Consider the following 25986-nt stretch of genomic DNA (forward strand, 5'->3'; position numbering starts at 1 on the left):
ACTGTTTTTAATCGGCTTCATACTGCAAGCTGAAATCAGCATCTCAACCTGATAAACGTGATAGTGGCCATTCGGGTGCTTTAGAACCACCCAAATGGATAGTTGTTGGTGAAATCGCAGTTTTTACACAGCCTGGGCACATTCCGGCACTTTCAGTAGAAGGCGCCAGGGATGGTTGCGAATAAAAAAACCACCCGAAGGTGGTTTTTCCATCACATCAACAGCTTAGCTGCCGTGTTTATCGGTATGACGCATGTGCGGGAACAGGATCACGTCGCGGATGCTTGGCGCGTCAGCCAGTAACATCACCAGACGATCGATGCCAATGCCCTGACCTGCGGTTGGTGGTAAACCGTGTTCCAGTGCAGTGACGAAATCTTCGTCGTAGTACATGGCTTCGTCATCGCCGGCTTCTTTTTGCGCGACTTGCTCGCGGAAACGTTCGGCCTGATCTTCAGCATCGTTCAGCTCGCTGAAGCCATTGCCCAGTTCACGGCCACCGATGAAGAACTCAAAGCGGTCGGTGATCTCTGGGTTATCGTCGTTGCGGCGCGCCAAAGGCGAAATCTCGGCTGGGTATTCAGTGATGAAAGTCGGTTGTAACAGCTTGGTTTCGACCAGCTCATCAAACACTTCCATCAGGATACGGCCGTGACCGTAGTTGGCTTTCACTTCAATGCCTAAAGACTTCGCCAGCGTGGCCACCGCTTCGCGCGTGGTGAGCTGTTCCAGCTTCACTTCAGGGTTGTAGTGCAGAATAGATTCAGTCACTGACATGCGCGCAAATGGCTTACCAAAGTCGAAGATATGGCCCTGATATGGCACTTCAGTGGTACCCAGTACCGACTGCGCCAAACCACGGAACAGTTCCTCGGTCAGGTCCATCAGGTCATTGAAATCGGCATAAGCCCAGTAGAATTCCAGCATAGTGAACTCAGGGTTATGCCGCGTAGACACGCCTTCGTTGCGGAAGTTACGGTTCAGTTCAAATACTTTTTCAAAACCACCAACCACTAAGCGCTTTAAGTACAGCTCTGGTGCGATGCGCAGGAACATTTGCATATCCAGCGCATTGTGGTGCGTTTCAAACGGACGGGCTGAAGCACCACCCGGAATGCTCTGCAGCATTGGGGTTTCTACTTCTAAAAAGCCTTTGCTGTTAAAAAACTGGCGAATGTACGCCACTGTTTTTGAACGGATTAAAAAGGTCTTGCGCGACTGCTCGTTAACAATCAGGTCCAAATAACGCTGACGGTAACAGGCTTCCTGATCGGTTAAACCGTGGAATTTGTCCGGTAACGGCCGCAGCGCTTTGGTCAGTAAACGGATCTCATCGAGCCAGACGGTCAGTTCGCCGGTCTGGGTTTTAAACAGCGTGCCGCTGCCACCGACGATGTCACCCAAGTCCCACTTCTTAAAGCCTTCGTTGTAGACGTTTTCCGCCAGGCTGTCGCGCGCGACATACAGTTGGATTTTGCCACCAACGTCCTGAATGGTGGTGAAGCTGGCTTTACCCATGATGCGGCGCAGCATCATGCGACCGGCCACCGTCACGCGGATCTTTTTCTCTTCCAGCTCTTCTTTGCTCAGATGCTCATACTGCGCCAGGATCTGGTCTGAAGTGGCATCGCGGCGGAAATCGTTTGGAAAGGCATTGCCCAGTTCACGTAATCCGGCCAGCTTATGTTTTCGCTCAGCGATCAGCTTATTGACGTCCTGATGTTCTTCGAGCGGCGTATTTTGTTCTGACATAGCTGTTTCCTGATGTTAAGCGAAAATTACAAACCGGCTTTTAAGCTGGCTTCGATAAATTTGTCGAGATCACCGTCCAATACCGACTGGGTGTTGCGGGTTTCCACGCCGGTACGCAAATCTTTGATGCGCGAATCATCGAGCACATAAGAGCGGATCTGACTGCCCCAGCCGATATCCGACTTGGTATCTTCCAGTGCTTGTTTTTCAGCATTTTGTTTTTGCAATTCAAACTCATAGAGTTTGGCGCGTAATTGCTTAAAGGCGTTGTCACGGTTTTTGTGCTGCGAACGGTCGTTCTGACACTGCACCACGATATTGGTCGGTAAGTGGGTGATCCGCACCGCTGAGTCGGTTCTGTTAACGTGCTGACCACCGGCGCCTGAAGCCCGGTATGTATCGATGCGCAGGTCCGACGGATTGATTTCAATTTCGATGTCGTCGTCAATTTCCGGCGACACAAACACTGAAGCAAATGAGGTATGACGGCGGTTACCAGAGTCAAACGGGCTTTTACGCACTAAGCGATGGACGCCGGTTTCAGTGCGTAACCAGCCGTAGGCATATTCGCCGGTAAATTTGATAGTACAGCCTTTGATGCCGGCGACGTCACCGTCGGTGACTTCGTACAGTTCCGGGCTAAAACCTTTGGCTTCGCCCCAGCGCAGATACATCCGCATCAACATGCTGGCCCAGTCCTGGGCTTCAGTACCGCCAGAACCGGATTGAATATCGAGGAAGCAGTTGTCCGGATCATGTTTGCCGGAGAACATGCGGCGGAATTCCAGTTTCGCCAGCTGGGCTTCGAGGTCGGCCAGTTCAGTCTGCGCTTCAACAAAAGTCTCTTCGTCTTCCGCTTCCACCGCCAGCTCAACCAGACCGGCCACATCTTCCAGGCCCTGGTCCAGTTTGTCGATGGTGCTGACGATTTGTTCGAGCGCCGAACGCTCTTTACCCAGCGCCTGCGCTTTCTCCGGATTGTTCCAGACCGCAGAATCTTCGAGCTCGCGGGAGACTTCTTCTAACTTTTCTTTCTTTGCATCGTAGTCAAAGATACCCCCGAAGCACGTTGGTGCGTTCAGCTAAGTCTTTGATACTGTTATAAACTGGATTGACTTCAAACATGATTTTGCAAGGCGCCTGAAAAAATAGGCGCCGATTGTAGCAAAAATTCGGCTGCAGGTGCAGCCTTTTGCGGCTTTCCGGATGGCTGTTGTTGTGGCAAAGGGTTGGTTCAGGCCGGCCAAAGATGCCGCACCAGCAACTGTAGGTTTTGCTGATCACGGAACTCATTGATATCCAACTGATACGCCAGTTCCACCTGCTGAATTTGTGGGTTTGGCCAGCTCTTAATATCTGCGTTAAACCAAATCGCATCAAACAGTTTGCCGTCTGAACCCTGTAACATCATTTTCAGGTGTTTTTCGGCCAGTAAGCGTTGTTGTACCAGTTTAAAGCGGCCGTGAAACACCGGCTCCGGAAAGGCTTGGCCCCAGGGGCCAGCATTTTGCAGCAACTGTGCGAGGCCAATATCGAGTTCCTGCGGCTGTAATTCGCCGTCACTGAAAACCACCGCAGTTAAATGTTCCGGCTGGATAAAACGGCTGGCCTGCTTGCTTAAAGCCTGCACAAACACGTCATACTGCGCTTCGGCGATGGTGAGCCCGGCGGCCATCGCATGTCCACCAAATTTTTTAATCAGACCTGGTTCAGCCGTCGACACCGCTTCGAGTAAATCACGCATATGCACACCGGCAACGGAACGCGCCGAGCCTTTCAGCTCGCCATTGTCACCGCGGGCAAAGGCAATCACGGGTCTGTGCCAGGCTTCTTTGACGCGGCCGGCCAGAATACCAATCACCCCCTGATGCCAGTCGTGCTGGTACAGGCACAGACAAGACGGTAAATCAGTACTTTTTAACGATAACCGGCTCAGCGCTGCCATCGCTTCGGTTTGCATACCCTGTTCGATTTCACGCCGTTCCAGATTCAGACTGTCGAGCTCAGCGGCCAGCCGCCGTGCGTTATTGATATCTGGCGATAATAAACAGGCAATGCCAATCGACATATCATCCAGCCGCCCGGCCGCATTTAAGCGCGGTGCCAGGGCAAAACCAAAATCCTGCGCAGTTAGCTTGGCCGCTTTGCGATTGGCCACGTCGATCAACGCCTGAATGCCTGGGCGGACTTTGCCACTGCGAATACGCTGCAAACCCTGATGCACCAGAATACGGTTGTTGTGATCAAGTGGGACCACATCCGCAACAGTGCCGAGCGCGACTAAATCCAGCAAATCTGCCAGATTTGGCTCTGCCATCGCAGCAAAAGCGCCTTGCTCGCGCAGTGCTGCGCGCAGCGCCAACAGCAGGTAAAACGCCACGCCAACGCCGGCCAGCGCTTTACTGGGGAATTCACAACCGGGCTGATTTGGATTGACGATAGCGTCGGCGTCCGGCAGTTCGTTACCGGCCAGGTGATGGTCAGTAACCAGTACCCGCACACCGGCAGCTTTGGCGCGTGCCACACCTTCGATGGCTGAGATACCGTTATCGACGGTGACGATGAGTTCGGCGCCATGCTTCAGCGCCAGTTCGGCCATCTCGACCGACAGGCCATAACCATATTCAAAGCGGTTCGGCACCAGAAAATCGACATTGGCAAAGCCAAGCGCACGCAACCCAGCCAATAAAGTAGCTGTGCTGGTGGCGCCGTCGGCATCAAAATCGCCGACGATCAGAATGCGTTGTTGCGCCGCGCGGGCCTCCAGCAACAATGCCACGGCGGCCGGTATGCCTTTTAGCAGCTGATACGGCAACAGTTGTTGTGCGCTGCGCGCTAACTCGTGATTATCGCTGATGCCGCGATGGGCATACAGGCGCTGGAGTACCGGATGCACCGGCAAAGAAAAAGCGGCCGGTGTCAGCACCGGCCGTTGTTGCAGGGTTTTGGCAAGGGTCATCAGGCTTATCGTTTCGCCAGTTGCGTCAGGGTCGCAGCCAGCGCAGCGGCAGGTTGATAGCCAGGGATTAACGATCCATCCGGCAGTACGATGGCTGGTGTGCCGCTGATACCAAAGCTTTGCCCGAGGTGATATTGCGCCGCGACATTGTTGTCACATTTGGCGACCGACACTTCGCTGCCGCCTTTGGCTTTGCTCATGGCGCCCTGTTTGTCTTTGGAACACCAAATCGATTCCAATGTGCTGAACGTCTGGCTGTTTTCACCACCGCGTGGATAGGCCAGGTAATGGATGCTGATGCCGGCGTCCAGATAATCCTGGATTTCGCTGTGCAGTTTGCGGCAATAACCGCAATCAGTATCGGTAAATACCGTTACGACGAATTTCTCATTTTTCGCTTTAAATTCAATGGCGGATGGCGTCATTTTGTTGATACCGGCCAGCCGCATCGGCTTCATCACTTCTTCATTGACGTGTACTTTATTTTTTAAATCAAATACTTCGCCCTGAATTAGATACTGGCCGTCTGAACTTGCGAAAAACAAACCACGATCAGTGAACACCTGTAACAAACCGGGAACCGGCGCATTGGCTACTGACGTTGGCTTCAGGCCTAATTCGGCCATCCGTTGCTGTAATTGTTGATCGGCTTTTAATACGGCCGGCGCGGCGGTTGTGGCTGCGACAATCGGCGCCGCCGGGAATGCCAGACATAAAGCGGCGATGATTTTTTTCATAACAAATTCCTTGTTCATCCACGCGGATGATGTATCTGATGTAACTGTTGTAACCGCAGCTGTGCGACATGGGTATAAATCTGTGTCGTCGACAGGTCACTGTGACCCAGTAACAGCTGTACGACCCGCAGATCTGCACCATGGTTCAACAGGTGCGTCGCAAAAGCGTGCCGAAGCGTGTGCGGTGATAACTCTGCGCTGATGCCGGCCACTTTGGCATAAAACTTAATCCGGTGCCAGAACGTCTGTCGCGTCATTTGTACACCTCGTTGACTTGGAAACAATACATCCGACGGTTCGCTCAGCAATAAAGGCCGGCCATGCGCCAGATAACGTTGCAGCCAGTCGGCCGCGTCTTCACCAAAAGGCACCAGCCGTTCTTTGGAACCTTTACCGAATACCCGTAACACGCCCTGCCGTGGATTAACCTGATGTAACGTCAGGCTGACCAGCTCCGTTACACGTAAACCAGAGGCATACAGCACCTCCAGCATCACTTTATCCCGAAACTGGATCGCCTCGTTTAAATCCGGCGCCGCCAGCAGCGCAGTGACATCCGACTCGGACAATGTCTTCGGCAGTGACTGACCTAATTTTGGATTTAATACGCCGGATAAAGGATTCTGCGCTATCGCGCCGCGCTGATGCAGCGTCTGAAAAAACCGGCGCAGACTGCTGAGCGCCCGCGCCGTGCTGCGTGGCGACAAGCCCCGGTCATAACGGCTGGCCAGGTATAATTCCAACAGCGCTTGATCTGCCTGGGTAATCAACTGACCTTGTTGCTCAGCAAACAAAGCAAACTGACGCAAATCAGTGCCATAGGCACTCAGCGTATGGCGGCTGACGCCATCGCTGAGCCACAGATCATCGAGAAACTGACTGATCTGCCCCTCTGCGGGCTCACTCAACAACCGGACTTTTTTCCGCGCATCGGCCATTTAAGCCACTCCCGACGACACTTGGGTGCAGGTGCACGCTCTGCTACAATCGCCGCCTTGCTGCAGCCAGTCATATCGCCGGACACTTCTGCTGCCATAGCTTCGACTCAGGGTTTGAAAGATGAACATTGCCATATTCTACGGTTCTACCACCTGTTACACCGAAATGACTGCCGAAAAGCTCAAAGTGTTCCTGGAGTCAGATCCGGCCATGCCTGCTGGCTGCAGTGTATCACTGCACAATATCAAACAGCAGCCACTCGTGCAGATGCAGGATTTTGATGTGCTGATTCTGGGCATCTCCACCTGGGATTTCGGTGAGTTACAGGAAGACTGGGAAGCGCACTGGGACGACATCAGCGGCGTAGATCTCGGCGGAAAAATCGTCGCGATTTATGGCATGGGCGATCAGATTGGTTACACCGAATGGTTTGTTGACGCGATGGGCATGCTCAGTGACGCCATTGCTGAGCAGAATTGTCAAAGGATTGGTTTTTGGTCAACCGACGGATACCAGTTTGATAAATCCAAAGCGGTCACGCCGGACGGTGAATGGTTTGTCGGCCTCGCACTGGATGACGAAAATCAGTATGACCTCAGTGATGCGCGACTGCTGCAATGGTCTGCGCAGATCATGGCTGAAATCGCTGAGTTGCGGCCATAATTGTGCTGCAAGGCGCATTTTTGCTGATTTCCCGCATAAAATTCACCTAACTGTCTGATTCTGCTCAGACCAGTCTTGGCGGGAAAAAGTGCACAAATGTTAAAATAGTCCTTGCACGCTCAGAATATTGTGCATAAAATGCGCGCATCGAAAGGCAAGACAGTTGAAAGACTGCTCACGCAATGCTTCGGGTCTAAGGGTAATCAGTTACCTATGATAGCCGGGCTGCCATCCCACCATCACCGGGATGAAGATTGGCAAAACACTGCTTTGTTTTGCGTCTTTGCAGACTCTCTGCTTGCCTTTCATCGTATCCCCCTGACTTGTAAATTGCCTGATGGCACCGGAGTTAACGATGAACTTTAAAACACTGTCTGTAATCGCTGTCGTTGTAAGCCCACTGTTCGCAATCGCTCCAGCCAGTGCTGATGACCAAATCGCGCAGTCTCTGTGTGCTTATGTTGCGGCGAACGATAAAAACAGTATTCGTAAGACGCTGTCAGACAACCGTATCCGTATCAAAAACGTTTATGACGGCATCCAATGTGATGGCTTACCATTGATCCGCTTTGCGATTAAGAAAAATTCTGCCGATGTTGCCGAATTCATCGTTAAACAGCTGCCAGGCAGTCAGGTTGCCGCTTTAGGTGATGTTGAATGGGCGCAAAGCAATGGTTTCGCGGCATCTCCGGTACTGGAAGCCATCAAGGCACGCAGCGCCAGCTAATAGCCTATATTTTTTAGCGCAGAACATCAGCCCGCACTGTGTCGCAGTAGCGGGCTGATTTCTATGTCAAACCAATCGGTTAGTTTACTTTCTGCCCGCACCAGTACCACTTCTGTACAGCCATTAAAATGGGCATAGGCCTGCAACGCTTTGGCAAACTGCTGGCAAAAGCGACTTTTGCTGAGCCATTGTTTATCCAGCTGTAAATGTTGCAACAATAAGCGTTGTTCGTTTCGCTGTGCTTTGACATCGACCAGTCCCGCATAAGCAGCCCCATAAAAGATCGGCAAGCTGTAATAACCAAACTGACGTTTTTCCGCCGGGACATACACTTCCAGCTGATAATCGGCGCCAAACCAATGCTGCAAACGTTGGCGCTGGATCAGCAGGTTATCAAACGGATTGAGCAAATACACTGCAGTGGCTTTTGCTGGTATTTGCCACTGGCCGGTTTGGCCATAATAAAGCTGCCCCTGGAACAAAAAACTCTGCAGCACGCCGCTATGGGCCAGCTCCTTGAGCAGTGTTGTCACCGGTGCTTTCATTCCCGGTCGTAAATAACTGATTTGTGCAGCAGTACCAATGGCGTGTGATTGCAAAAACCGCTCAATCAAATGGCCGGCATATTCCTGTTCATCCGGCACCCGGCAATCAATGCCTGAGGGCAACACCCGCTCAGTTAAATCCAACACTTTTTGAAATCGTTCGCGACGCGCCACCATCAGCTCGCCTTGCATAAACAACTGTTCCAGCGCTTTTTTCGCCGGTTGCCAGTCCCACCAGGGGCCACTGGCTTCAGTGGTTTTGGCAAAGTCGGCCGCTTTTAATGGCCCTTCGGCGCGGATCCGCGCCCGCACTTCCTGCATCTGCTGATGATCCGGGGCAAACCAGTGCTTCTGGCCCTGTTGCAATTGGGCTTTTCGATACAGGCTGAAGCGAAAATCACGCATCGGTAAAAAAGCGGCAGCATGGGACCAGTATTCAAAAATCTGTTTTTGCTGCAATAACTCATCCAGCCACTGCGGCTGGTAATTTTTCACCCGGCTAAACAGCACATGATGATGCGCCCGCTCCACCACGTTGATCGAATCAATCTGCACATAACCAAGCTGCCCGATGGTCTGCAGGACACCGCTGCGGCCACTAAGCGGTTTGCTCAGCCCTTGTCGCGCCAGCAGTAACTGCAATAATTCTGCCTGTGTAAGTGGTAACGCAGTGGTCATCAGGAGCCCTTAGAAATTCAGGTAAAAGTCCGCCAGCAACTGCCGGTAAGCCGGACTATATTGCCCTTGCTGATCGCGGATCAGCAACTCCGGCAAATTCACAGTCGCCGTCGGGTGGCGTCCAAGCTCCAGTAAAGTGCGCGACGGCGCTTTATCCGGTTGGCTGCGCACTTGCTGCACCCGCCATAAATGCCAGTCTGTGCCGAGCGCCAACGCGATCAACCGGTCCGCTTCTGCTGTCGGTAAAATCAGACTGAAAAGGGCTTGGGGTGCCAACAGCTTTGCCGCAGTCTGCAATAAGCCGGCAAAAGGCAGCTGGTCATTGTGCCGGGCCAGTTGTTTTTGCCGGTCAGGATTGGTTAAAGCCGCGGTGAAATACGGCGGATTTGACAGGATCTGCTGATAGCAACGCGCTGCCAAGTGGTCAGCGCTGCCGGGATAGGTTAAAATATCCCGTTCTATCACCCGGATCCGACTGGACCAGGGACTGGCCGCGGCATTTTGCCGGGCTTCGGCCGCTGCGGCGGCATCCAGTTCTACCGCGTCGATCAGTTGCTTTGGTCCCGTACGCTGCGCCAGCATCAGGCTCAGCACGCCGCTGCCACAGCCAATATCGAGGCAATCCCCGGTGGCTGGCACCGACGACCATGCGCCTAATAGCAATGCATCTGTGCCGACTTTCATCGCACAGTGCTGATGTGATACAAAAAATTGTTTACAACGAAAGCCTGCAGCCATAGCGCCCCGCGCAAAAACTGCAGTGTAACGGATGCCTCAGCTGTCAGTACAGCGTCGCTCCGCCTAAGTTAACCCAGAAGGTATTTGACTGTGACTGACCTGACGAGCCCGGATGAGATCCTCCGTTTTGCTGATTTTGATCTGGACCCTGCGCTGGCCCGCGCTTTAACTGAAGCCAGTTTTGAAAAACCGACTACGATTCAGCAACAGGCCATTCCGGTTGGCCTTGAAGGCCGCGACATTCTGGCCAGCGCGCCGACCGGGACTGGCAAGACCCTGGCGTTTTTATTACCAGCCCTGCAATACCTGATTGATTTCCCGCGCCGTGAACCGGGTTTTGCCCGTGCGCTGATCATGACGCCAACCCGCGAGCTGGCCTTTCAGATCTTTGAACAACTGCAAATTCTGACCAAACACACCACACTGAATTGCGGCGTGATCACCGGCGGCATAAACTACGGCAGCCACAAAGATACGCTGGAAAAAAATAACGATATTCTGGTCGCGACGCCTGGCCGGCTGATCGAGTATATGAACGAAGAAAGCTTCCAGGCCGACGAAGTGGAAGTGTTGATCCTCGACGAAGCCGACCGGATGCTGGACATGGGCTTTGTCGCCGAGATGGATCGCATCATCAGCGACGCCAAACGCCGCCGCCAGACCATGCTGTTTTCTGCGACGCTGGAAGGCGTGGCGATTGAACGTTTTGCCAAACGCGCACTAAAAGAGCCGGTTACCGTTGAAGCCGAGTCGCCACGCCGGGAAAAAGCCAAAATCCAGCAATGGATCCACCTGGCCGACGACGCGGATCACAAGCTCGCCCTGTTGACGCATTTATTACAGCAACCGGAAATGACTAAAGTCATTGTGTTTATCAAAACCCGCGAACGCCTGGCCAGCCTTGCCGGCCAACTGGAATCCGTCGGTTTAAAAACCTGCTGGTTACAAGGCGAAATGCCGCAGGACAAACGCCTGCTGGCCGTATCGCGTTTTAGCAAAGGGCTGGTGCGGATTTTACTGGCAACTGACGTGGCCGCGCGTGGCCTCGATATCGATGACATCAGCCATGTGATCAACTTTGATATGCCCCGCACCGCCGATGTGTATGTGCACCGCATTGGCCGTACCGGCCGTGCCGGCAAAAAAGGCATCGCGATCTCTCTGGTTGAAGCCCATGACATTGATATGGTCGGTAAAGTCGAGCGCTACACCGAGACCGCACTGAAACGCCGCGTGATTGAAAGCCTGCGGCCAAAACACAAAGAAGCCAAACCTTCGACCAAAACTAAAAAACCAAAATCAGTCGCGAAGAAAAAGGCGTTGAAAAAAGCTGCCAAAGCCAAATAACCACTCTTAGTGAGAAAATAAGCCGCGAAACTCTCGCGGCTTTTTCTTTAAGAAGCGCTGAATGCTCAGCGCTTCTTAAAGCATCCAGGCGTAACTGAACTTGAGGAATACCGAGCGGTCGTCCCTAGTCAGTTGTTGGATCTCATCATCGCTGTACGCGTGATCGCTGTAACCGGCAAAAAACAGAGTCTGTGGATTCAGCTTATAGCTGTACAGTAACTGCGTACCAAGGTTTTTCTCACGCTCAGTCACAACACCCTGATTATTCAGCGGGTTTTGCGTGATATCTGAATAAATCAGCGCCAGACGCACGAAACTGCGCACCGAGAACTGATAACTCAGACGTAAGTCGGTCAGATTGGCAGTGAACACTTCAGCGTGATCAGCATCGAGGGTGCGGTAGGTGTGGCGCAGTGCGACCTGCGCATGGATATTGGCATTCCAGCGGATCTCCGGTGCAACTTCCAGCCCTTCGCCCAAGCGGTTATTGCGAAAATCCAGCTTGTCGCCTACTTCCGTTTCCACTTCGATATAAACACCGGACCAGGGTTGTACCAAAGCAAAAGTACCAATAGTTTGTTCGGTAAACAGCTGGGTATTGGCGTCGACCACCAGACGACTGCCATCAAGCCGGCTGCCGACCCTGTCGCGCTCCGTCAGCATCAGCGAGACTTCAGATTGCAGCGGGCCATGGACAATCAATTCCGCTTCCGCTTCTTTCTCTAACAACTCACCCGCTTGGCTATGGCTGATATCCCAATCACCGCGCAGCTCAATATTGTTCCACCACTGTGAATCAGAGAACCACTGATACGACGCCCCATGCACCTGCTTATTCCAGTCAGTCTGTGGCATATAGCCCATATCGGCACGGAAGCCATCGCTGTAGCCCAGATAACGGCTGTACCAGGCAAAACTGCGGCTTTCATGCTCATACGCCAGATATTGACCGACACCAGACAGATCGTCACCGAGGCGCAACTTCGCTTCGCCTTCAAACTGTGCCGCCAGTGCCAGCGGATAGGCACTGTCACTGTGCAGTAACTGCGCAATGACTTTATCCTGCGCTGTCGCCTGATATTTCAAATCCACGCCATGCACATAGTTGTGGTAATCCTCACTGCTTCTGAGCGTGCTGATCCAGCCCAGCGATAATTTTGGGTCCAGATCAAACCGATAACGTAACACCGCGTTATCGCTTTTCGCATTGATATAACCGACGTCTGAGCTGATATTGCCCGGCAGAATAAATGTGGTGTCTTTATCATTGGCGGCAAAAATGGCAAACGATTGCTGATCAACGCGGCCGGTTAGCTTCAGGCCGGCATCCGGCGACGACACATTGCGCGTATACACCAAATCCAGCGGTGAGCTGAAATAATCGGCGTTATCGAGGAAAAATGGCCGTTTTTCGTCAAAGAACAGCGCAAAAGTATCGTTCATCGACACTTGGGCTTCGTCCGCTTCAATCTGCGAAAAATCCGGATTTAACGTGGCGTTCAGGCTGATATCCGGTGTGATGCCCCACTTCAGATCCAGGCTCGGTTCGATATTCCGATCGCTTTTCCAGTCGCTATTTTGCTGCGGCTGCACTTCACGTTGCTGCTCCACGCCCATCACCAAAGACGGCACCAGGGTAAAATGATTGCCCTGACGGGCACCTTCGAAACCCTCAATGGTCTGCATCTGGCAAATCCAGCACGGATCTTCGCGTTCAATTTTATTGGTGGATAAACGATGCCGCACATCGCGTGGATAGAATCTCAATAATTCCAATTTCCAGCGCTGCATGTCGAGCCGGTCGTTAAAATTCAGCAATCGTAGCGGGATCGCAACTTCAATCTGATAACCGGTCGCGGTGATTTTACCGGCGCTTTGCCAGATCCCATCCCAGGCGTCACTTTCCATCTTGGTGATTTCATTTTCAATTGCATCACCCTGTACACCCAAGGCATTGATAAAAAACTGATAAGCCAGTTTGCTGTCATTGTAGGTGTCGAGTTTGATGCCAACGCTGTCGTCATCCCACATCTTGTCGCGGTCGCGGTAATAGGCGCGGATTTGGCTTGGATCCGGATCTTCGGCGACAAAGCTGATGTAAAAATATTCACCATCTTCCATCACCCGCGCCATGGTTTTTACTGGCGCCGGCGTGTTTTCACCTGGTTTGGTGTCATAAATAATCGGCATTTCACGGGCTTGTTGCCACTGTGGTTCGCTCAGATCCGCATCAATCACAATGGCCGGCGCTACACGCGGGATCGACAGCGGCTCAGCCGCGAACAGTGTTGCCGGTAGACCAGCAAGCAGCAACGAGATAAATAAAGGGAATTTCAAAACGGGCATGCAATATCCATGAATAAAAACAGGTTACTTCGGCGGCCTGCGCCGAAAAATCAGCCAAGTATAAAGAGCGGCGGCATCCTGTACAGATCCATGCGGTCAATACAAGGCAAGGTGCGGTTACCGGTCTTGCCTGTAGCAATAAGAAGGACGGGAACTCAGCGTTCCCAGTAGGCTTCTTCCAGACTGTCTTCTTTTTCCGGCAAGCCCCGCGATAAACGCGGTGCACTTTGGTTCAGAATGGCGTAGCTGACGCGGTTGGCATATTTACAGATTTGCGCGAACGACGAGTAGGCCAGGTAACTTTGTTCGTGTTTGCTCGACAGCGGTAAGGCATGGCGATGAAAATGATTGGCGGCAATATCATGCAAAATGGCCGCTAACGCGCCATCACCGGCCCCATTGGTATTTTTAATCCGCTCTGGCCCGCCGAGATAAGGATCAATGTGTGAATACACCTTCATCGGGTCCACACAGTGTTTTTTCTGCATCGGCCGGCTGAATTCAAATTCGTTGTAATCCGGTAAAGCACCGGATTTAATCGGATTGGTGGTTTCCCGGCGCGCGCTGGCATCGGTATAACCACACAGATACAAGCCTTCCGGCCCGGCCGTCACCAGTACCATATCAGTGAGATCCAAAGCGGCTTCAGCTGCCTGCAATGGATCTGTGATACCGGTCAGCGCTGCCGCTTCCAGTTCATTCATCGCCAGCATGTCGACGTAATCCCGCACTGTGCTGAGGATCAGTTCGCGGTGCTCTTCGACCAGATGTTTAGTTCCCAGGCTCATCACCACCGGCACACCATGGCGCTTGGCCAGTTCCAGCGTGCGCAGCATCGCCTGCTGGATTGGCTGGCCGCTGGCGCGCAGCGGATAAGCGCTTAAAACCAGCGCTGCAGCTTTGGCGATAATATCTTCCGGGATCGCGTCGGCACTCAGTTCATCCATTGCGCCTGGATCTATCACGAATGTGCGTTCGCCATCCGGCGTGATCATGGTAATACCACGACCAATATCGCCGGCAACACCATGCAAATGGTTCATATCGACTTTGCTGCTGGTATGGCAGAGATAATGATAAGCCGGCGAACCCAGCGCGATATTGGCCGACATCACGCCCAATAACACCGATTTGTCATCCGCCAGCACTGAGTAGTTGTGAATGGTATTACCGATGGTGCCACCGGCGAAGTGATCAGAAATGGCCGCACTTTGCACCAGTTCCTGATAAATCTGATCGGCTTTGCCGTGTTCCACCAGATTAGACAAACCCTTGCCAATGCCGTATTTCTGCAGAAATTCGTCGCTGACATTCGCCACTACATCCACGATCGTCTGATCCAGGCCGACGACATATGTATCCAGCTCGGGTCTCACTTCAAAACTTGGTAACTGTGGTTTTGGCGAAGACACCGGGAAATAATGCTTCAGTTTACGGCGGCCGGGAAATTTCATAACGGATTCTCAGAGAAGGTCAGTCTAGTATTTTAGCAAAACTGACCGGTCACGGACTAGGGCGTGTTGGCGTTTGGTGTTTGTTTTTGCAGCAGTTTGGCAGCTTTTTATGCAAGGCAGTGCGAGAGCCGTGTAGTTATTCTACTCAAACGAGCACTAACGCCGCAGAAAGAGCTGCCAAACGCTGCCCTACGGGTTCGTTTGGTGACGCTTTGGGCTTTGTCACTCGTTGCTCACATAGAATCACTATGCCACGCGCCTCGTTTCGCGCCCAAAGCGCCACCAACTCGAACAAAACTTAATCACCAAACGTCAACACGCCCTAGGGCGTCTGGCTTAATTACAACAGATCAAAACTGCGGCGGTTAACCAGCGTCGGCTTCCGCACGCAAAAAGGTCAGCTCATGGGTTTTGGACAGTTCCGGGCTGAAGCGGTAACCTGCCAGATTAAACTGCTGCAGGGCTTCTACTGAATCTGCTTGCTGTTCAATCACATAGCGCGCCATCAGCCCACGGGCTTTTTTGGCAAAAAAACTGATGATTTTGTACTGACCATTTTTCTGATCTTTAAACTGCACGTTGATCAGCGGTTTTGCCAACAACTTAGGCTTCACCGCTTTAAAATATTCCTGTGACGCCAGATTCAGTAAAAATGGCGCATTCAACTGTTCCAGTTGCTGATTTAAGTTTTCGGTGATTTGACTGCCCCAGAACTGGTACAGGTCTTTGCCACGGGGATTGGTCAGGCTGGTGCCCATTTCCAGCCGGTAGGGCTGCATCAGGTCCAGTGGCCGCAATACACCATACAAACCACTGAGGATCCGCAAATGCTGCTGGGCATAATCCAGCTGCGGATCAGTCAGGCTCTGCGCCTGCAGGCCCTGATAGACATCACCATTAAAAGCGAACAGCGCCGCTTTGGCATTGTCCGGCGTAAATGGTAACTGCCAGCTGCTAAAACGGGCCGCATTCAGACCGGCAAGTTTGTCACTGATATGCATCAGCTGACTCAGGTCGGCCGGCGTGAGGGTGCGGCAAACGGCGGTTAATTCAGCTGCATCGGCCAGAAAATCAGCTTGAGTCAACGGCATTTGGCGCGATAACGGGGAAAAATCCAGATCTTTTGCCGGAGAAATAACCATCAACATCGGTGCACATTCCTGAAGGTAAAACAGCGGGCGCGACTATAAGCTGCGATCAGGCCAGTTGCAACAGCGAGTTCAGCTCTTTCATCACTGCCGCAAACCGTTTGGTGTTGCCTTCATTCAACTCACTCTGCTCCAGGATCTCAACACAACGGCGCGCCAGTCGGGCGGTTTCTTTGGTCACACCACCAATTTTGCTGATGGTCTGCAATAAGTTCAGCGCCAGACTTGGGTTGTAAGGCATGTAGTCAAAAGCTTTGTTAAAAAACTCCAGCGCACGGCCATAATAACCATTCTGATAGGCATCTAAACCATCATTATTCAGAGTTTTGATTTCTTCACGCAAATTGTCATGGGCTTTGTGTTCCGTCTGGATCAACACAGTCAGGGTATTAGCCAGTAAATCATCATGTTCCGCCATCGCATCCAGTTGTTGCATAAATTCGTCGCTGCGCGACAAATTTCCGGCCTCAAAATAAGCTTTGGCTTTATCCAGGCAAGCTTCTGCAGTCAAAGGTTTGCCCGTTTGGGCGGCATCACTTTTTGCAAGCAGTTCTCTGGCTTCGTCGATATTGCCACGCAATACTGCGACTCTGGCCCGCACAGCCATTTCTTCATGCAGATAGGATTCCAGCGCAAACCGCTTGCCGATACTGGCCAGGATCTCATCGATTTTTTTGAAGTGACGGGTTTGTTCCAGTTTATTCGCGTCTTTGGTCTGCTCCAGAATGGCACGGGCGTAATTCAAAAAGTTGTCGGGAGTGTCAAAGATCGAATAACGGGCCGCTTGCTGCAGCCGGGCATAAATTTTGACAGCATCTTCTTTTAAACCATTGATATTCGCCAGATTCGCCAAGGCTTTTTGCCGCTGATAGTTTTTTGGCGACAGTTTGGTGACTTCATTTAGTGTGTCGTAGGCGTCTTTATACAACTGACGTTTCAGAAACAGCCGCGACAACCAGTCCAGTGCTTCTATGCGCGTCTCATCCATCTTACTGAGTTCACGCAGTTCAAATTCTGCTTCCAGCCAGCGCTGCTGACAAAACCGGGCAATCGCCAGGCCGAGCTTGGCCCAGGCATAATCACGTCGCGCCAGAATGGTGATATACAACTGTTCGGCGGCCTGATAATACTCAATTTCCAGCAGCAACTCGCCGCGCAGCCGCAACGCGTACACCGCATAATCCGGATCATTTTTCACCACCAGTTCACAAGAGTTCGCCGCTTCGATAAACTTCTCTTCAGCGATTTCTTTATAGACCTGATGCAACGAATTTTTGATTTCAAAAGCACGCATCAGGCGCTTTTCCAGCTGCACAAAAGAAAATGGTTTCAGCAGATAGGTGTCGGGTTGCAGTTCGATCACACCATGCACGATCTGGCGTTGGCTCTCTGCACTGATAATGATAAAACAACAACCTGGCTTGAGCAGCCGCAGATGTTTCAGCGCTTCAAACAGCTGATAACCGTCTTTGCCCTCACCGAGGTTGAAATCGGATAAGATGAAGTCATATTGCATTTCAGTACAATTGGCGATGGCCGCATTAGCATCTGCGGCGGCTGCAATATGTTCGAAACCAATTTTTTGTAGCATGCCTTTAATCGACGCCCGGACCGGATCACAGTCGTCTACTATCAGTACTTTTTTCGATTTGTAAAATCTGGGATTCAAATGCTGCACTGCCTTAACAAATTGCGACCAAACAGCCTTACATGGCGCTGACTCCCGTGCGAAGCCGGAATAACCGACTGGAACCAACTATAGTAATGTGACAAAAAATCAGCAATAACCTCAGCAGAATTCTGTGATTTAACACACTTTCTGTTGTAATATTCCTACATAATCACGCTTTTAAGCAGCATTGATGCTGAAACTGCGACTAAAAATGGTTAAATAACAATATGACAACACTCCTCGAACAACTCAAAGCGGTCACCACTGTCGTCGTTGACAGCGGAGATCTGAACGCCATCGAACAATTCCGTCCGGTCGATGCCACCACCAACCCATCTTTATTACTGAACGCCAGCGCTTTGGAATTCGCTAAACCACTGCTCGCAGCTGCCGCCAGCTATGCCAAAAGCAAAACGGCCGATCAGGCAGAGCAGATCAGTATCGCCGGCGACAAGTTTGCCGTCGATGTCGGGACCGCTATCAGCAAACTGGTGCCAGGCCGGGTCTCAACCGAAGTGGATGCGCGTTTAAGCTTCGATACGCAAGCCACGATCGCCAAAGCGCATCAGTTGGTCGCGCTGTATCAGGAAAATGGCATTGGCAAAGATAAAATCCTGATCAAAATCGCCTCCACCTGGGAAGGCATTCAGGCCGCCCGTCAGCTGGAACAAGAAGGCATTCAATGTAATCTGACCTTGTTGTTTCATCTGTGCCAGGCCCGTGCCTGCGCTGAAGCCGGTGTATTCTTAATTTCGCCATTTGTTGGCCGTATTCTGGATTGGTACAAAGCCAGCACAGGTTTGAGCTATGACGCCGAAACCGATCCGGGCGTGATTTCCGTACGTGAAATTTACCGTTATTTCAAACAACATGGTCATAACACCATCGTGATGGGTGCCAGCTTCCGTAACGTTGGCGAAGTGTTGGCGCTGGCCGGTTGTGACCGTCTGACTATTGCACCTGCACTGCTCGATGAGCTGAATAAACAAAGTGGCGAGCTGGTGGTGCATCTGCAAGACCAGGGCGTCACGACGGCCAAGCCGGCCGAATTGACTGAACAGGCATTCCGCTGGGCACTGAACGAAGATGCGATGGCCACGGAAAAACTGGCCGAAGGCATCCGTAAATTTGCCATTGACCAGCGCAAGCTGGAACAAGTGATCACAGCCGCGCTTGCGTAAGCGTGGCGCTTTTAACAGGAGTTTATTATGTCGTCTGCAGTCTGGAGCGAACTGGCAGCACTTGCCAAAGCCCCGCTGAACCTGCGTCAGGAATTTGCTGAAGACCCACAGCGCGCACAGCGTTTTACTGCCAAAGCGCTCGGCATCACGCTGGATTATTCGAAAAACCTGATCACACAAGGGATTTGGCAACAATTGCTTGCTGTTGCCGCACAAAGCCCGCTACAGGCGAAACAGGCTGCAATGTTTGCCGGCGACAGAATTAATAACACCGAAGACCGCTCGGTCTGGCATGTCGCGCTGCGCGCGCCGGCTGACCAGCCATTGCAGCTGGACGGTGAAGATCTGCAGGCCCAAATCGCCGCCTGCCGCGCGCAGATGTATGCGCTGGTAGAACAACTGAATAACCGGCAGTACCTCGGCTATCAGGGCGAGCCTATTACCGATTTAGTCTGGATTGGTATCGGTGGTTCGTTATTAGGCCCGCAGATGGCGCTGGAAGCTCTGACACCTTATAACAACAGCCCGGTCAAAGTGCATTTTGCCGGCAATATCGATGGCGCCGTCGTCAGTGATGTAGTGAAACCGCTCAAGCCTGCAACGACGCTGGTGTTTGTCGCGTCCAAATCATTTGGTACCGAAGAAACCAAGCAAAATGCGTTAGCTGTGCGTCAGTGGTTCCTTGATCAGGGTGCCGATAAAGCCGCGATAGCGCAGCATTTCTGGGCCACCTCTTCCAATATTAAAGCGGCTGCCGAATTTGGCATCGATGCATCGCATATCCTGCCGATGTGGGACTGGGTTGGTGGCCGTTATTCATTGTGGTCTGCCATTGGTTTCCCATTATGCCTGACGCTTGGCGTCGCACAGTTTGAGAACCTGTTGTCTGGTGCCCGCGACATGGATGCTCACTTCCGTGATGCACCGCTGGAGCAGAATTTACCGGTGATTCTGGCGCTGCTGGGGGTCTGGTATATCAATGGTCTGGGTTGTCAGGCGCAGGCGTTATTGCCATATAGCCATTATCTGCGTTTGCTGCCGTCTTATGTACAGCAGCTGGATATGGAAAGTAACGGCAAAAGTGTCGACGTCAATGGCGCACCACTTACCGATGCTACAGCTCCGGTGATTTGGGGCGATGCCGGGACCAACGGTCAACATGCCTACCATCAGCTGCTGCACCAAAGTGCTTTAGCGGTGCCGGCTGACTTTATTCTGCCGGTGAAAGTTTCACATGACCTGACCGACCATCATCACCGCCTGGCGGCGCATTGTTTTGCCCAGTCACAAGCCTTGATGCAGGGCAAAACCATTGCCGAAGCCAAAGCCGAAGTACTGGCACAAGGTGGCTCTGAGGCACAGGCTGAATTCCTGGCGCCGCATAAAGCATCACCTGGCAACAAACCCAGTAATACGCTGCTGCTGCCAGAGTTGTCGCCGTACTACCTTGGTGCCCTGATCGCGCTGTATGAGCACAAAGTCTTTGTGCAAGGGGTGCTGTGGAATATCAACTCATTTGATCAGTGGGGCGTTGAGCTTGGCAAGCAGCTATCGACACCGATTTATCAGGTGTTATCAGGTACTGCCAGTCATGCCTTTGACAGCTCTACCGAGCAGTTGATCACCGGGTTTAAACAGGGCTCATGATCGCATCAGGTCTGCAGCGAAATGCCGCAGACCTTTTTGCCTTATTTTGCTTTATTTGTTCCGATTCTGCTGATAGCCGAAGGACCGGTAACATGCTAGCTTGAACTGTCATAGTTCAATTCCTTCGCTTATGTCTCTGGCAAAATTTATTTTACAGTTCATTCTTCTGCTGATCGCCTGCTGGTGTTGGCCGTCACTGGCCAGCGTCACCCTGACCCCGCTGCAAAACTTGTCAATCAATGGTGGTGGCAAACTGCTGCCCCTGACTGACGGCTAGGTTTACAGCGCAGACTTAGCACCAGCCTGGTCTGCTGCTGAGTTATGGCAGGTGCTAGACACCCCGGAAGATAACGCCGTACTTTTTACCCCAGACAAACCACTGACTTATCTTACCGCCGCTGCAACCTGCCCGACAGAACCTGTGATCGCGACGCCAAGGCGTCAGCAAGTCAGCGTATTAAGCGACGGACGTATCTTACTATCTGGCGGTGTTTGTCCTAAAACCGCTCAGCAGCATCAAGGCTATCCCGCCTTGTGGTTGTACGATACAAATGCCGCAGATGGTCAGCAATGGCAACCGGTTGGCCAGCTGCATCAGCCGCGATTGCTGCATACCAGCACCACATTGCCCGATGACAGCGTGTTGCTGATTGGCGGAGTCGACCCCGCCATCCGCCAACCGGCGCACCGGGAATTGCCGCAGCTGCGTATGCTCGCCAGCGTCGAATTATGGCAAGACCAGCGTGTGACTCTGCTGCCGCCTTTACCGGTTGCCCGGGCTTTACACAGCACCACGCGTTTACCCGATGGCCAGATCCTGGTCGCAGGGGGGTTGGGAGCTGATTTACAACCACTGCGCGATACCTGGCTGTATCGATCCGGTGAACCAAAGTGGCGACAAGGGCCGGACTTGCCGCAAGCAGTGTTTGATCATACGGCCTTGCAAACCCGGTTCGGTTTGCTGATCGCCGGTGGCCGCAATGCGCAGCAGCAGCCGCTGCTGCAAACCCTGTTGTTACGCGAGATCAAAGACGGTTTCGCCGAACTGCCGCCGCTGATGCTGCCCATTGCCGCCGGTCATCTGACGCAAAACCTTCATGGTGAGTTATTGCTATCCGGCGGTTATACAGCCGATGACCAACCCAATCCGTTGTTACTGCGTTGGGATGGCGAGCACTGGCAGCAGGTTTTCAGCCAGCCTGTACCGAATCAACGTAGCAATTGGTCAGTGCAGGCGCAGCCGGACGGTCACTGGCTACTCGCCAGCAATGACGCCTTATATCAGCTAGCACTGCAAGACAAACCCAGTGATCGGCCGGCTACGGCAATACAAAGTTACAGCCATTATCCGCGCGGTGATCGCAGCGTTTCCCCTAACGGCAGCACAGTCGCCCAGCTGCCGGATGGCCGGTTATTAGTTGCCGGCGGGGGCCTGACCGGTACATCCGTGGCCACCACATTTAGTGAAGTGGTGGACCCACGCACCGGACGTTGGCAAAAAACAGCCCCGACTTTGTCAGCGCATTTTAACAGCGAAGCGGTCGTGTTACCGGATGGCCGGGTGCTGCTTTATGGTGGTATCAGTGACAGTAACGGCAGTGCCCGCCAAAGCGCACGTCACCATGTTGAGCTGTTCGACCCGGAGCATCTGACCTGGCAACAGCTGCCCAATCTTGAATTTGCCGCAGACGAGCGAGTACAGGCGCGCTTGCAGCCGGATGGCTCTGTGCTTTTCGTCGCTGCCAACGAGTACAACATCACAGAATACACCCGCTTTCGGGCCGTCCGGTTTGAACCGGCTACGGGACAAATTCAGTCATATCAGGCACCGGCCAGCAGTTATTCGGCAGATCCACTGCAGCCCCCTGCCCAACCACTGCCGGCTGGCGCATTTTGGCAACTACGCGAAGATGGTTCGGTTGCGCTGTTGGCCGGTCATTGGGCCACATATATTGCAGAGCCAGACTGTGCCGGGCAAATGCGCCAGGCAAATGCAGCGCAGCCCGGGCAGGAAAAGCAGGCAACAACACTGTGCCCTGCCTTTGACGAGGACATCAATTATGGCTGGCAGGGAGCCGGTACAGCCAATGACCAAATCTGGTTATGGCGGATCAGCGCGCAGACCATTGCTGCGGTTCCCGGCATTTTGGCACAAGACGGCAGCCGCTTTCAGTTTTCCGATTGGCGAACCACACCAATCACCAGCAGCAACGGTGACCTGTTGTTTAAGCAGCGCGGACCAAACGGCCAGACGCTGCTGCGCTGGCGGCAGCAGGATTTGGCATTTGAATGGTTACCGCCCCATCCGCAAGATATCTGGCAGGATGAACGCTTATTTGGCGCCATATCCTGGTTTGCTCTCGGCAATGGCGGTTTGATCGTGGCGGATTATTATCTCGCGCCTGGCAGCCAAAGCTGGCAAGCACTGCCGTCGCCAGAAGTGGAAGCCGATTGGCTGGGCGGGCTTGATGAAGTGTATGCCGTCAGTTTCACTGCACCTTATAGCGCAAAATTAACCGACTTTAACCTGGACGGGACTCAGTCCACCGGCGACACCGCGGCAACCACAATGCCGCCGCCCCCTCTCAGGCAAAAAGCCCATTGGCAATTCGTTACCGATTTTCAGTTGCCGGCATCAGCGCAGACTGCATCGGGCCTGCTCGCGCTGGCCAACGGCGATGTGCTGCAGGCACTGCAACAGACAAGCAATCAACTGCGCTTACAGATCTGGCGCAGTGACACGCAACACTGGCAAGTGTTACCGGCGCCGGCAGCGCGTCTGGCAAGTCCGGCACAGCTACTGCAGTTGCCTGACCAGCAGATCATGCTACTGCTGCAAGCATATCTGCCCGCCAGCAACCAAACCGAGCTGCGTTGTTATCTGAGCAGCGACAACAGCCAGACCCTCTGGCAGGCCTGTGGTACTTTTGCCGTCACAGACAGCAGCGAATTTGCCCTCGCTGCGCTGGACGATGGCAGTCCTGCTTTGATGATCAACCCACAACAGGCTCAGTTATTTGATCTGCAAACCCGGCGCTGGTCGCCCCAGGTGCCTTATCAGCGTCATGGCGAATTGATCAACGGCGTGGCAGTACGCTTAGCTGCGCCTGTGTTATCACTGGGAGACAAAAGCACCGGCGCTTCGCGCGCCGCCGATGCGCTTGGGGCCAAATTTCTCGAACGTAACCCATCAGGCAATATCCCAAAATGGCAGTGGTCGGCGTCCCGGCAGCAATGGGCTTACATTTTTATGGACTCACCGATGGGCCGCGACGCGGTCGAATTGTCCGGCGGCTGCTGGCTGAGTTTTGCGCAGCAACAGTTTGTGCTGTTTAACCCCGGTACCGGCAAGGTCCAACGTCTGCCAGAACGATATGCGGTGGACCACGCCGTGCTGGCCAAACGTGTCGATGATAGCCTGTTGCTGGTTGGTTACGACGGCTGGCGCCGCACTGATGTATCCCGTTGGTTTCAGGCTAGCTGTGCCGCGGTTACACCGCTGGCCGCACCAGCAGCCACTGTTCCGGTCAGACAAGCGCAACAGGTCGCAGCAAAAGCGCACGGCAGTGCCAACACCGGCCCAGCAACACACTGGGTATGGCCACGCTGGCAGCAGCTCGCGCTGGCTCTGGCACCGCTGTTTTACCCGGGTCTGGGACTCTTATTATTGCTTGGCCTGTATTACCGGATGTTGTCGCGGCGTCACGAACCCGCGCCCGTATTGCAATGGGCGATCCGTATCACTGTGCTTGTGGTATTCGGGGCAGGTGTTGGTCAAAAAGTGCAACACACCACCTTCAGCGGTGAAGTCAGCCCACTCAGCGAAAGTTGTATTTCAAAATTGCAGCAGCGGCTGAGTACTCAAACTGATGCGTCTGACTGGCCAACGCAACTGGGCCAATGTATCCCAATGGCAGATCTACCCGAACTTGATTGCCGTTTCATTGGCACTTGGTCACAACACAATGAACTGATGAGCCAGACCAGCTACATCAGCCGTCTGGATGCCAATGGCCGCTACACAGTGACAGACGCATCCGGTGGCACTACCCGGGATTATCGCGGCTATTGGGGCCTGTGGCAGGACAAACTAGTCTGGTTTACCGAAGGCAGTGTCGACCCTTTTGCCGACGCCAATCCAATTGTCAGTGTCAGCGTCGACACTATCGTGATCCGTGAAAGCAACGGCAGCAAAACGACATTGCGTCGCCAGGATCAGTACTCCGCCAGCGCCTGCACGACCACGCATTAAAGAGCTTTATTGCCAGTCAGATCCGCGGACTGGCATACGACCTCAATTGATTGTTCGCTCTGCATTTTTTGCTTCATCTGCGCTTCATTTTTCTGTCATCAATGTATTTTATTTTGTCAAAAAATGTGGTATCAATTTTGTTGAAAATAACAACAACAATGTAGCGAGGTGAAGTATGGAAAGCTTTGACGACTTACTGACTATGTTGGAACGACCAGCCGCGAAAAGCCGGCCGGTGAAGCGCAAATGGCGCGAGATCGAAGCCGTGAAGGAGCGGCAGCGTCTGAAAAAAGAGCTCGAAGATATCGACTGGAGCTTAGAAGACGACCTGTTTGAACAACTGATTTAACGTAAAGAGCCCGACCTTCACAGGTTGGGCTTTTTACTTTGGAACATTGCTCACACAGCGCTCGCTGATTTGCCTGTTAAAAACCGGAGGTAACTCCGGTTTTTTATTGCTGCGTTGGCTGCAGAGAACAAATTAAACGGCGCAGCCAAGTTGCGGATGGCTTGTAATGCACCGTTACCTATCCCTTACACCTGCCAATCCACCGGCGTTTTACCCATTTCTGCCAATAACGCATTAGCTTTGGCAAAATGGCCGCAGCCTAAAAAGCCACGATAAGCCGATAATGGCGATGGGTGCGGCGCGGTCAGAATGTGATGGCGGCTGCCGTCAATCAATTGCTGTTTTTTGATGGCAGGCGATCCCCACAGCAAAAACACCACTGGTTCTTTTGCTTTGGCACTGATGGCTTTAATCACGTTGTCAGTAAAGGTTTCCCAGCCCAAATGACGATGCGAGTTGGGTTCGTTCGCCACCACCGTTAATACAGTGTTGAGCAGCAATACGCCCTGGCGCGCCCAGCTTTCCAGATTCCCATGTGTCGGGATCACAAAATCCGGAAATTCCAGCGCCAACTCTTTGTAGATGTTTTTTAGACTCGGTGGCACCGCAACACCGGGGCGCACCGAGAAACACAAACCATGCGCCTGATTCGGTCCATGGTATGGGTCCTGACCGATAATGACGATTTTCAGCTGGTCAAAGCCGGTATACCGAAAGGCGTTAAACACATCGGCTTCCGGCGGATAAATCACAGTACCGGCGGCCCGCGCCTGTTTGACTGCCTCAACGGTCTGCTGAAAATACGGCTGCGTTTTTTCCGCGCCAATCACATCTTGCCAGGACAACTGCACT

At 52.8% G+C, this 25986-nt stretch carries 19 protein-coding genes and 1 riboswitch; of the genes, 7 read left to right on the forward strand and 12 right to left on the reverse strand.

Features of this window, described 5'->3' with window-relative positions:
• Positions 1–225: 225 nt before the first annotated feature.
• From lysS to xerD, 5 genes are all read right to left on the reverse strand, one after another.
• A complete protein-coding gene (lysS, locus tag ATY27_RS16215) occupies positions 226–1752 on the reverse strand; it encodes a lysine--tRNA ligase (protein WP_208931643.1) in 1527 nt (508 codons plus the stop codon).
• A gap of 26 nt (positions 1753–1778) precedes the next feature.
• Positions 1779–2877 (reverse strand): peptide chain release factor 2 gene (gene prfB / locus ATY27_RS16220; RefSeq protein WP_208931644.1). Its coding sequence is split into 2 segments (ribosomal slippage): positions 1779–2801 and positions 2803–2877, totalling 1098 coding nucleotides; the frame shifts between segments, so codons are not numbered across the junction.
• A 109-nt stretch (positions 2878–2986) separates the two neighbouring features.
• Positions 2987–4711 (reverse strand): single-stranded-DNA-specific exonuclease RecJ, encoded by a 1725-nt coding sequence (gene recJ, locus ATY27_RS16225; RefSeq protein WP_208931645.1) that lies wholly within the window; start codon positions 4709–4711, stop codon positions 2987–2989.
• Positions 4712–4716: 5 nt separating this feature from the next.
• Positions 4717–5448 carry a bifunctional protein-disulfide isomerase/oxidoreductase DsbC gene (gene dsbC, locus ATY27_RS16230; RefSeq protein ID WP_208931646.1) on the reverse strand — a complete coding sequence of 244 codons (732 nt, stop codon included), beginning with the start codon at positions 5446–5448 and terminating at the stop codon, positions 4717–4719.
• Between the two features lie 14 nt (positions 5449–5462).
• Complete coding sequence (xerD, locus tag ATY27_RS16235) at positions 5463–6386, reverse strand: site-specific tyrosine recombinase XerD (RefSeq protein ID WP_208931647.1); 924 nt, start codon at positions 6384–6386, stop codon at positions 5463–5465.
• Between the two features lie 121 nt (positions 6387–6507).
• Here xerD and fldB point away from each other — a divergent pair, with 121 nt between their 5' ends.
• On the forward strand, positions 6508–7050 hold the full coding sequence (gene fldB, locus ATY27_RS16240; protein WP_208931648.1) for a flavodoxin FldB: 543 nt from the start codon (positions 6508–6510) through the stop codon (positions 7048–7050).
• Positions 7051–7193: 143 nt separating this feature from the next.
• A riboswitch (cyclic di-GMP riboswitch) is annotated at positions 7194–7283 on the forward strand.
• A 122-nt stretch (positions 7284–7405) separates the two neighbouring features.
• Positions 7406–7777 carry a DUF3718 domain-containing protein gene (locus ATY27_RS16245; protein ID WP_208931649.1) on the forward strand — a complete coding sequence of 124 codons (372 nt, stop codon included), beginning with the start codon at positions 7406–7408 and terminating at the stop codon, positions 7775–7777.
• A 26-nt stretch (positions 7778–7803) separates the two neighbouring features.
• On the opposite strand, the gene ATY27_RS16250 is transcribed toward ATY27_RS16245, so the two are convergent.
• Entirely contained in the window at positions 7804–9000 is a 1197-nt protein-coding gene (locus tag ATY27_RS16250; protein WP_208931650.1) for a crosslink repair DNA glycosylase YcaQ family protein, read from the reverse strand.
• A gap of 9 nt (positions 9001–9009) precedes the next feature.
• The gene (locus ATY27_RS16255; RefSeq protein WP_244151341.1) at positions 9010–9684 is read right to left on the reverse strand and encodes a methyltransferase; all 675 of its coding nucleotides are present in this window, start codon (positions 9682–9684) and stop codon (positions 9010–9012) included.
• A gap of 144 nt (positions 9685–9828) precedes the next feature.
• Here ATY27_RS16255 and srmB point away from each other — a divergent pair, with 144 nt between their 5' ends.
• Positions 9829–11085, forward strand: coding sequence for an ATP-dependent RNA helicase SrmB (gene srmB / locus ATY27_RS16260; RefSeq protein WP_244151342.1), 1257 nt, complete (start codon positions 9829–9831; stop codon positions 11083–11085).
• A 75-nt stretch (positions 11086–11160) separates the two neighbouring features.
• Here srmB and ATY27_RS16265 read toward each other — a convergent pair whose 3' ends face one another.
• The 4 genes from ATY27_RS16265 to ATY27_RS16280 form a co-directional block, all read right to left on the reverse strand.
• Positions 11161–13431: a carbohydrate binding family 9 domain-containing protein gene (locus ATY27_RS16265; protein WP_208931652.1), complete on the reverse strand. Its 2271-nt coding sequence runs from the start codon at positions 13429–13431 to the stop codon at positions 11161–11163.
• Positions 13432–13586: 155 nt separating this feature from the next.
• Positions 13587–14885: an inosine/guanosine kinase gene (locus tag ATY27_RS16270; RefSeq protein WP_208931653.1), complete on the reverse strand. Its 1299-nt coding sequence runs from the start codon at positions 14883–14885 to the stop codon at positions 13587–13589.
• Positions 14886–15250: 365 nt separating this feature from the next.
• Complete coding sequence (gene yaaA, locus ATY27_RS16275; RefSeq protein WP_208931654.1) at positions 15251–16033, reverse strand: peroxide stress protein YaaA; 783 nt, start codon at positions 16031–16033, stop codon at positions 15251–15253.
• A gap of 49 nt (positions 16034–16082) precedes the next feature.
• Positions 16083–17702: a response regulator gene (locus tag ATY27_RS16280; protein WP_208931655.1), complete on the reverse strand. Its 1620-nt coding sequence runs from the start codon at positions 17700–17702 to the stop codon at positions 16083–16085.
• 230 nt (positions 17703–17932) lie between these two features.
• Between ATY27_RS16280 and tal the strand changes: the two genes are divergently transcribed.
• The 4 genes from tal to ATY27_RS16300 all read left to right on the forward strand — a co-directional run bounded on the left by tal (position 17933) and on the right by ATY27_RS16300 (position 25134).
• Entirely contained in the window at positions 17933–18886 is a 954-nt protein-coding gene (gene tal, locus ATY27_RS16285) for a transaldolase (protein ID WP_208931656.1), read from the forward strand.
• 27 nt (positions 18887–18913) lie between these two features.
• Positions 18914–20533: a glucose-6-phosphate isomerase gene (gene pgi, locus ATY27_RS16290; protein WP_208931657.1), complete on the forward strand. Its 1620-nt coding sequence runs from the start codon at positions 18914–18916 to the stop codon at positions 20531–20533.
• Between the two features lie 328 nt (positions 20534–20861).
• Positions 20862–24785 carry a kelch repeat-containing protein gene (locus ATY27_RS16295; protein ID WP_208931658.1) on the forward strand — a complete coding sequence of 1308 codons (3924 nt, stop codon included), beginning with the start codon at positions 20862–20864 and terminating at the stop codon, positions 24783–24785.
• A gap of 175 nt (positions 24786–24960) precedes the next feature.
• Positions 24961–25134, forward strand: coding sequence for a DUF3545 family protein (locus tag ATY27_RS16300; protein ID WP_208931659.1), 174 nt, complete (start codon positions 24961–24963; stop codon positions 25132–25134).
• Between the two features lie 185 nt (positions 25135–25319).
• On the opposite strand, the gene ung is transcribed toward ATY27_RS16300, so the two are convergent.
• On the reverse strand, positions 25320–25985 hold the full coding sequence (gene ung / locus ATY27_RS16305) for a uracil-DNA glycosylase (protein WP_208931660.1): 666 nt from the start codon (positions 25983–25985) through the stop codon (positions 25320–25322).
• Between the last annotated feature and the right edge of the window lies 1 nt (position 25986).

The organism is Rheinheimera sp. F8 (assembly GCF_001518915.1).

What these genes read in the sequence shown, in the direction of transcription:
- ATY27_RS16245 (WP_208931649.1), top strand. Translation starts at nt 7,406, where the DNA reads ATGAACTTTAAAACACTGTCTGTAATCGCTGTCGTTGTAAGCCCACTG.
- dsbC (WP_208931646.1), bottom strand. Translation starts at nt 5,448, where the DNA reads ATGAAAAAAATCATCGCCGCTTTATGTCTGGCATTCCCGGCGGCGCCG.
- ATY27_RS16265 (WP_208931652.1), bottom strand. Translation starts at nt 13,431, where the DNA reads ATGCCCGTTTTGAAATTCCCTTTATTTATCTCGTTGCTGCTTGCTGGT.
- recJ (WP_208931645.1), bottom strand. Translation starts at nt 4,711, where the DNA reads ATGACCCTTGCCAAAACCCTGCAACAACGGCCGGTGCTGACACCGGCC.
- xerD (WP_208931647.1), bottom strand. Translation starts at nt 6,386, where the DNA reads ATGGCCGATGCGCGGAAAAAAGTCCGGTTGTTGAGTGAGCCCGCAGAG.
- ATY27_RS16255 (WP_244151341.1), bottom strand. Translation starts at nt 9,684, where the DNA reads ATGAAAGTCGGCACAGATGCATTGCTATTAGGCGCATGGTCGTCGGTG.
- ATY27_RS16270 (WP_208931653.1), bottom strand. Translation starts at nt 14,885, where the DNA reads ATGAAATTTCCCGGCCGCCGTAAACTGAAGCATTATTTCCCGGTGTCT.
- tal (WP_208931656.1), top strand. Translation starts at nt 17,933, where the DNA reads ATGACAACACTCCTCGAACAACTCAAAGCGGTCACCACTGTCGTCGTT.
- pgi (WP_208931657.1), top strand. Translation starts at nt 18,914, where the DNA reads ATGTCGTCTGCAGTCTGGAGCGAACTGGCAGCACTTGCCAAAGCCCCG.
- fldB (WP_208931648.1), top strand. Translation starts at nt 6,508, where the DNA reads ATGAACATTGCCATATTCTACGGTTCTACCACCTGTTACACCGAAATG.
- lysS (WP_208931643.1), bottom strand. Translation starts at nt 1,752, where the DNA reads ATGTCAGAACAAAATACGCCGCTCGAAGAACATCAGGACGTCAATAAG.
- yaaA (WP_208931654.1), bottom strand. Translation starts at nt 16,033, where the DNA reads ATGTTGATGGTTATTTCTCCGGCAAAAGATCTGGATTTTTCCCCGTTA.
- ATY27_RS16250 (WP_208931650.1), bottom strand. Translation starts at nt 9,000, where the DNA reads ATGACCACTGCGTTACCACTTACACAGGCAGAATTATTGCAGTTACTG.
- ATY27_RS16300 (WP_208931659.1), top strand. Translation starts at nt 24,961, where the DNA reads ATGGAAAGCTTTGACGACTTACTGACTATGTTGGAACGACCAGCCGCG.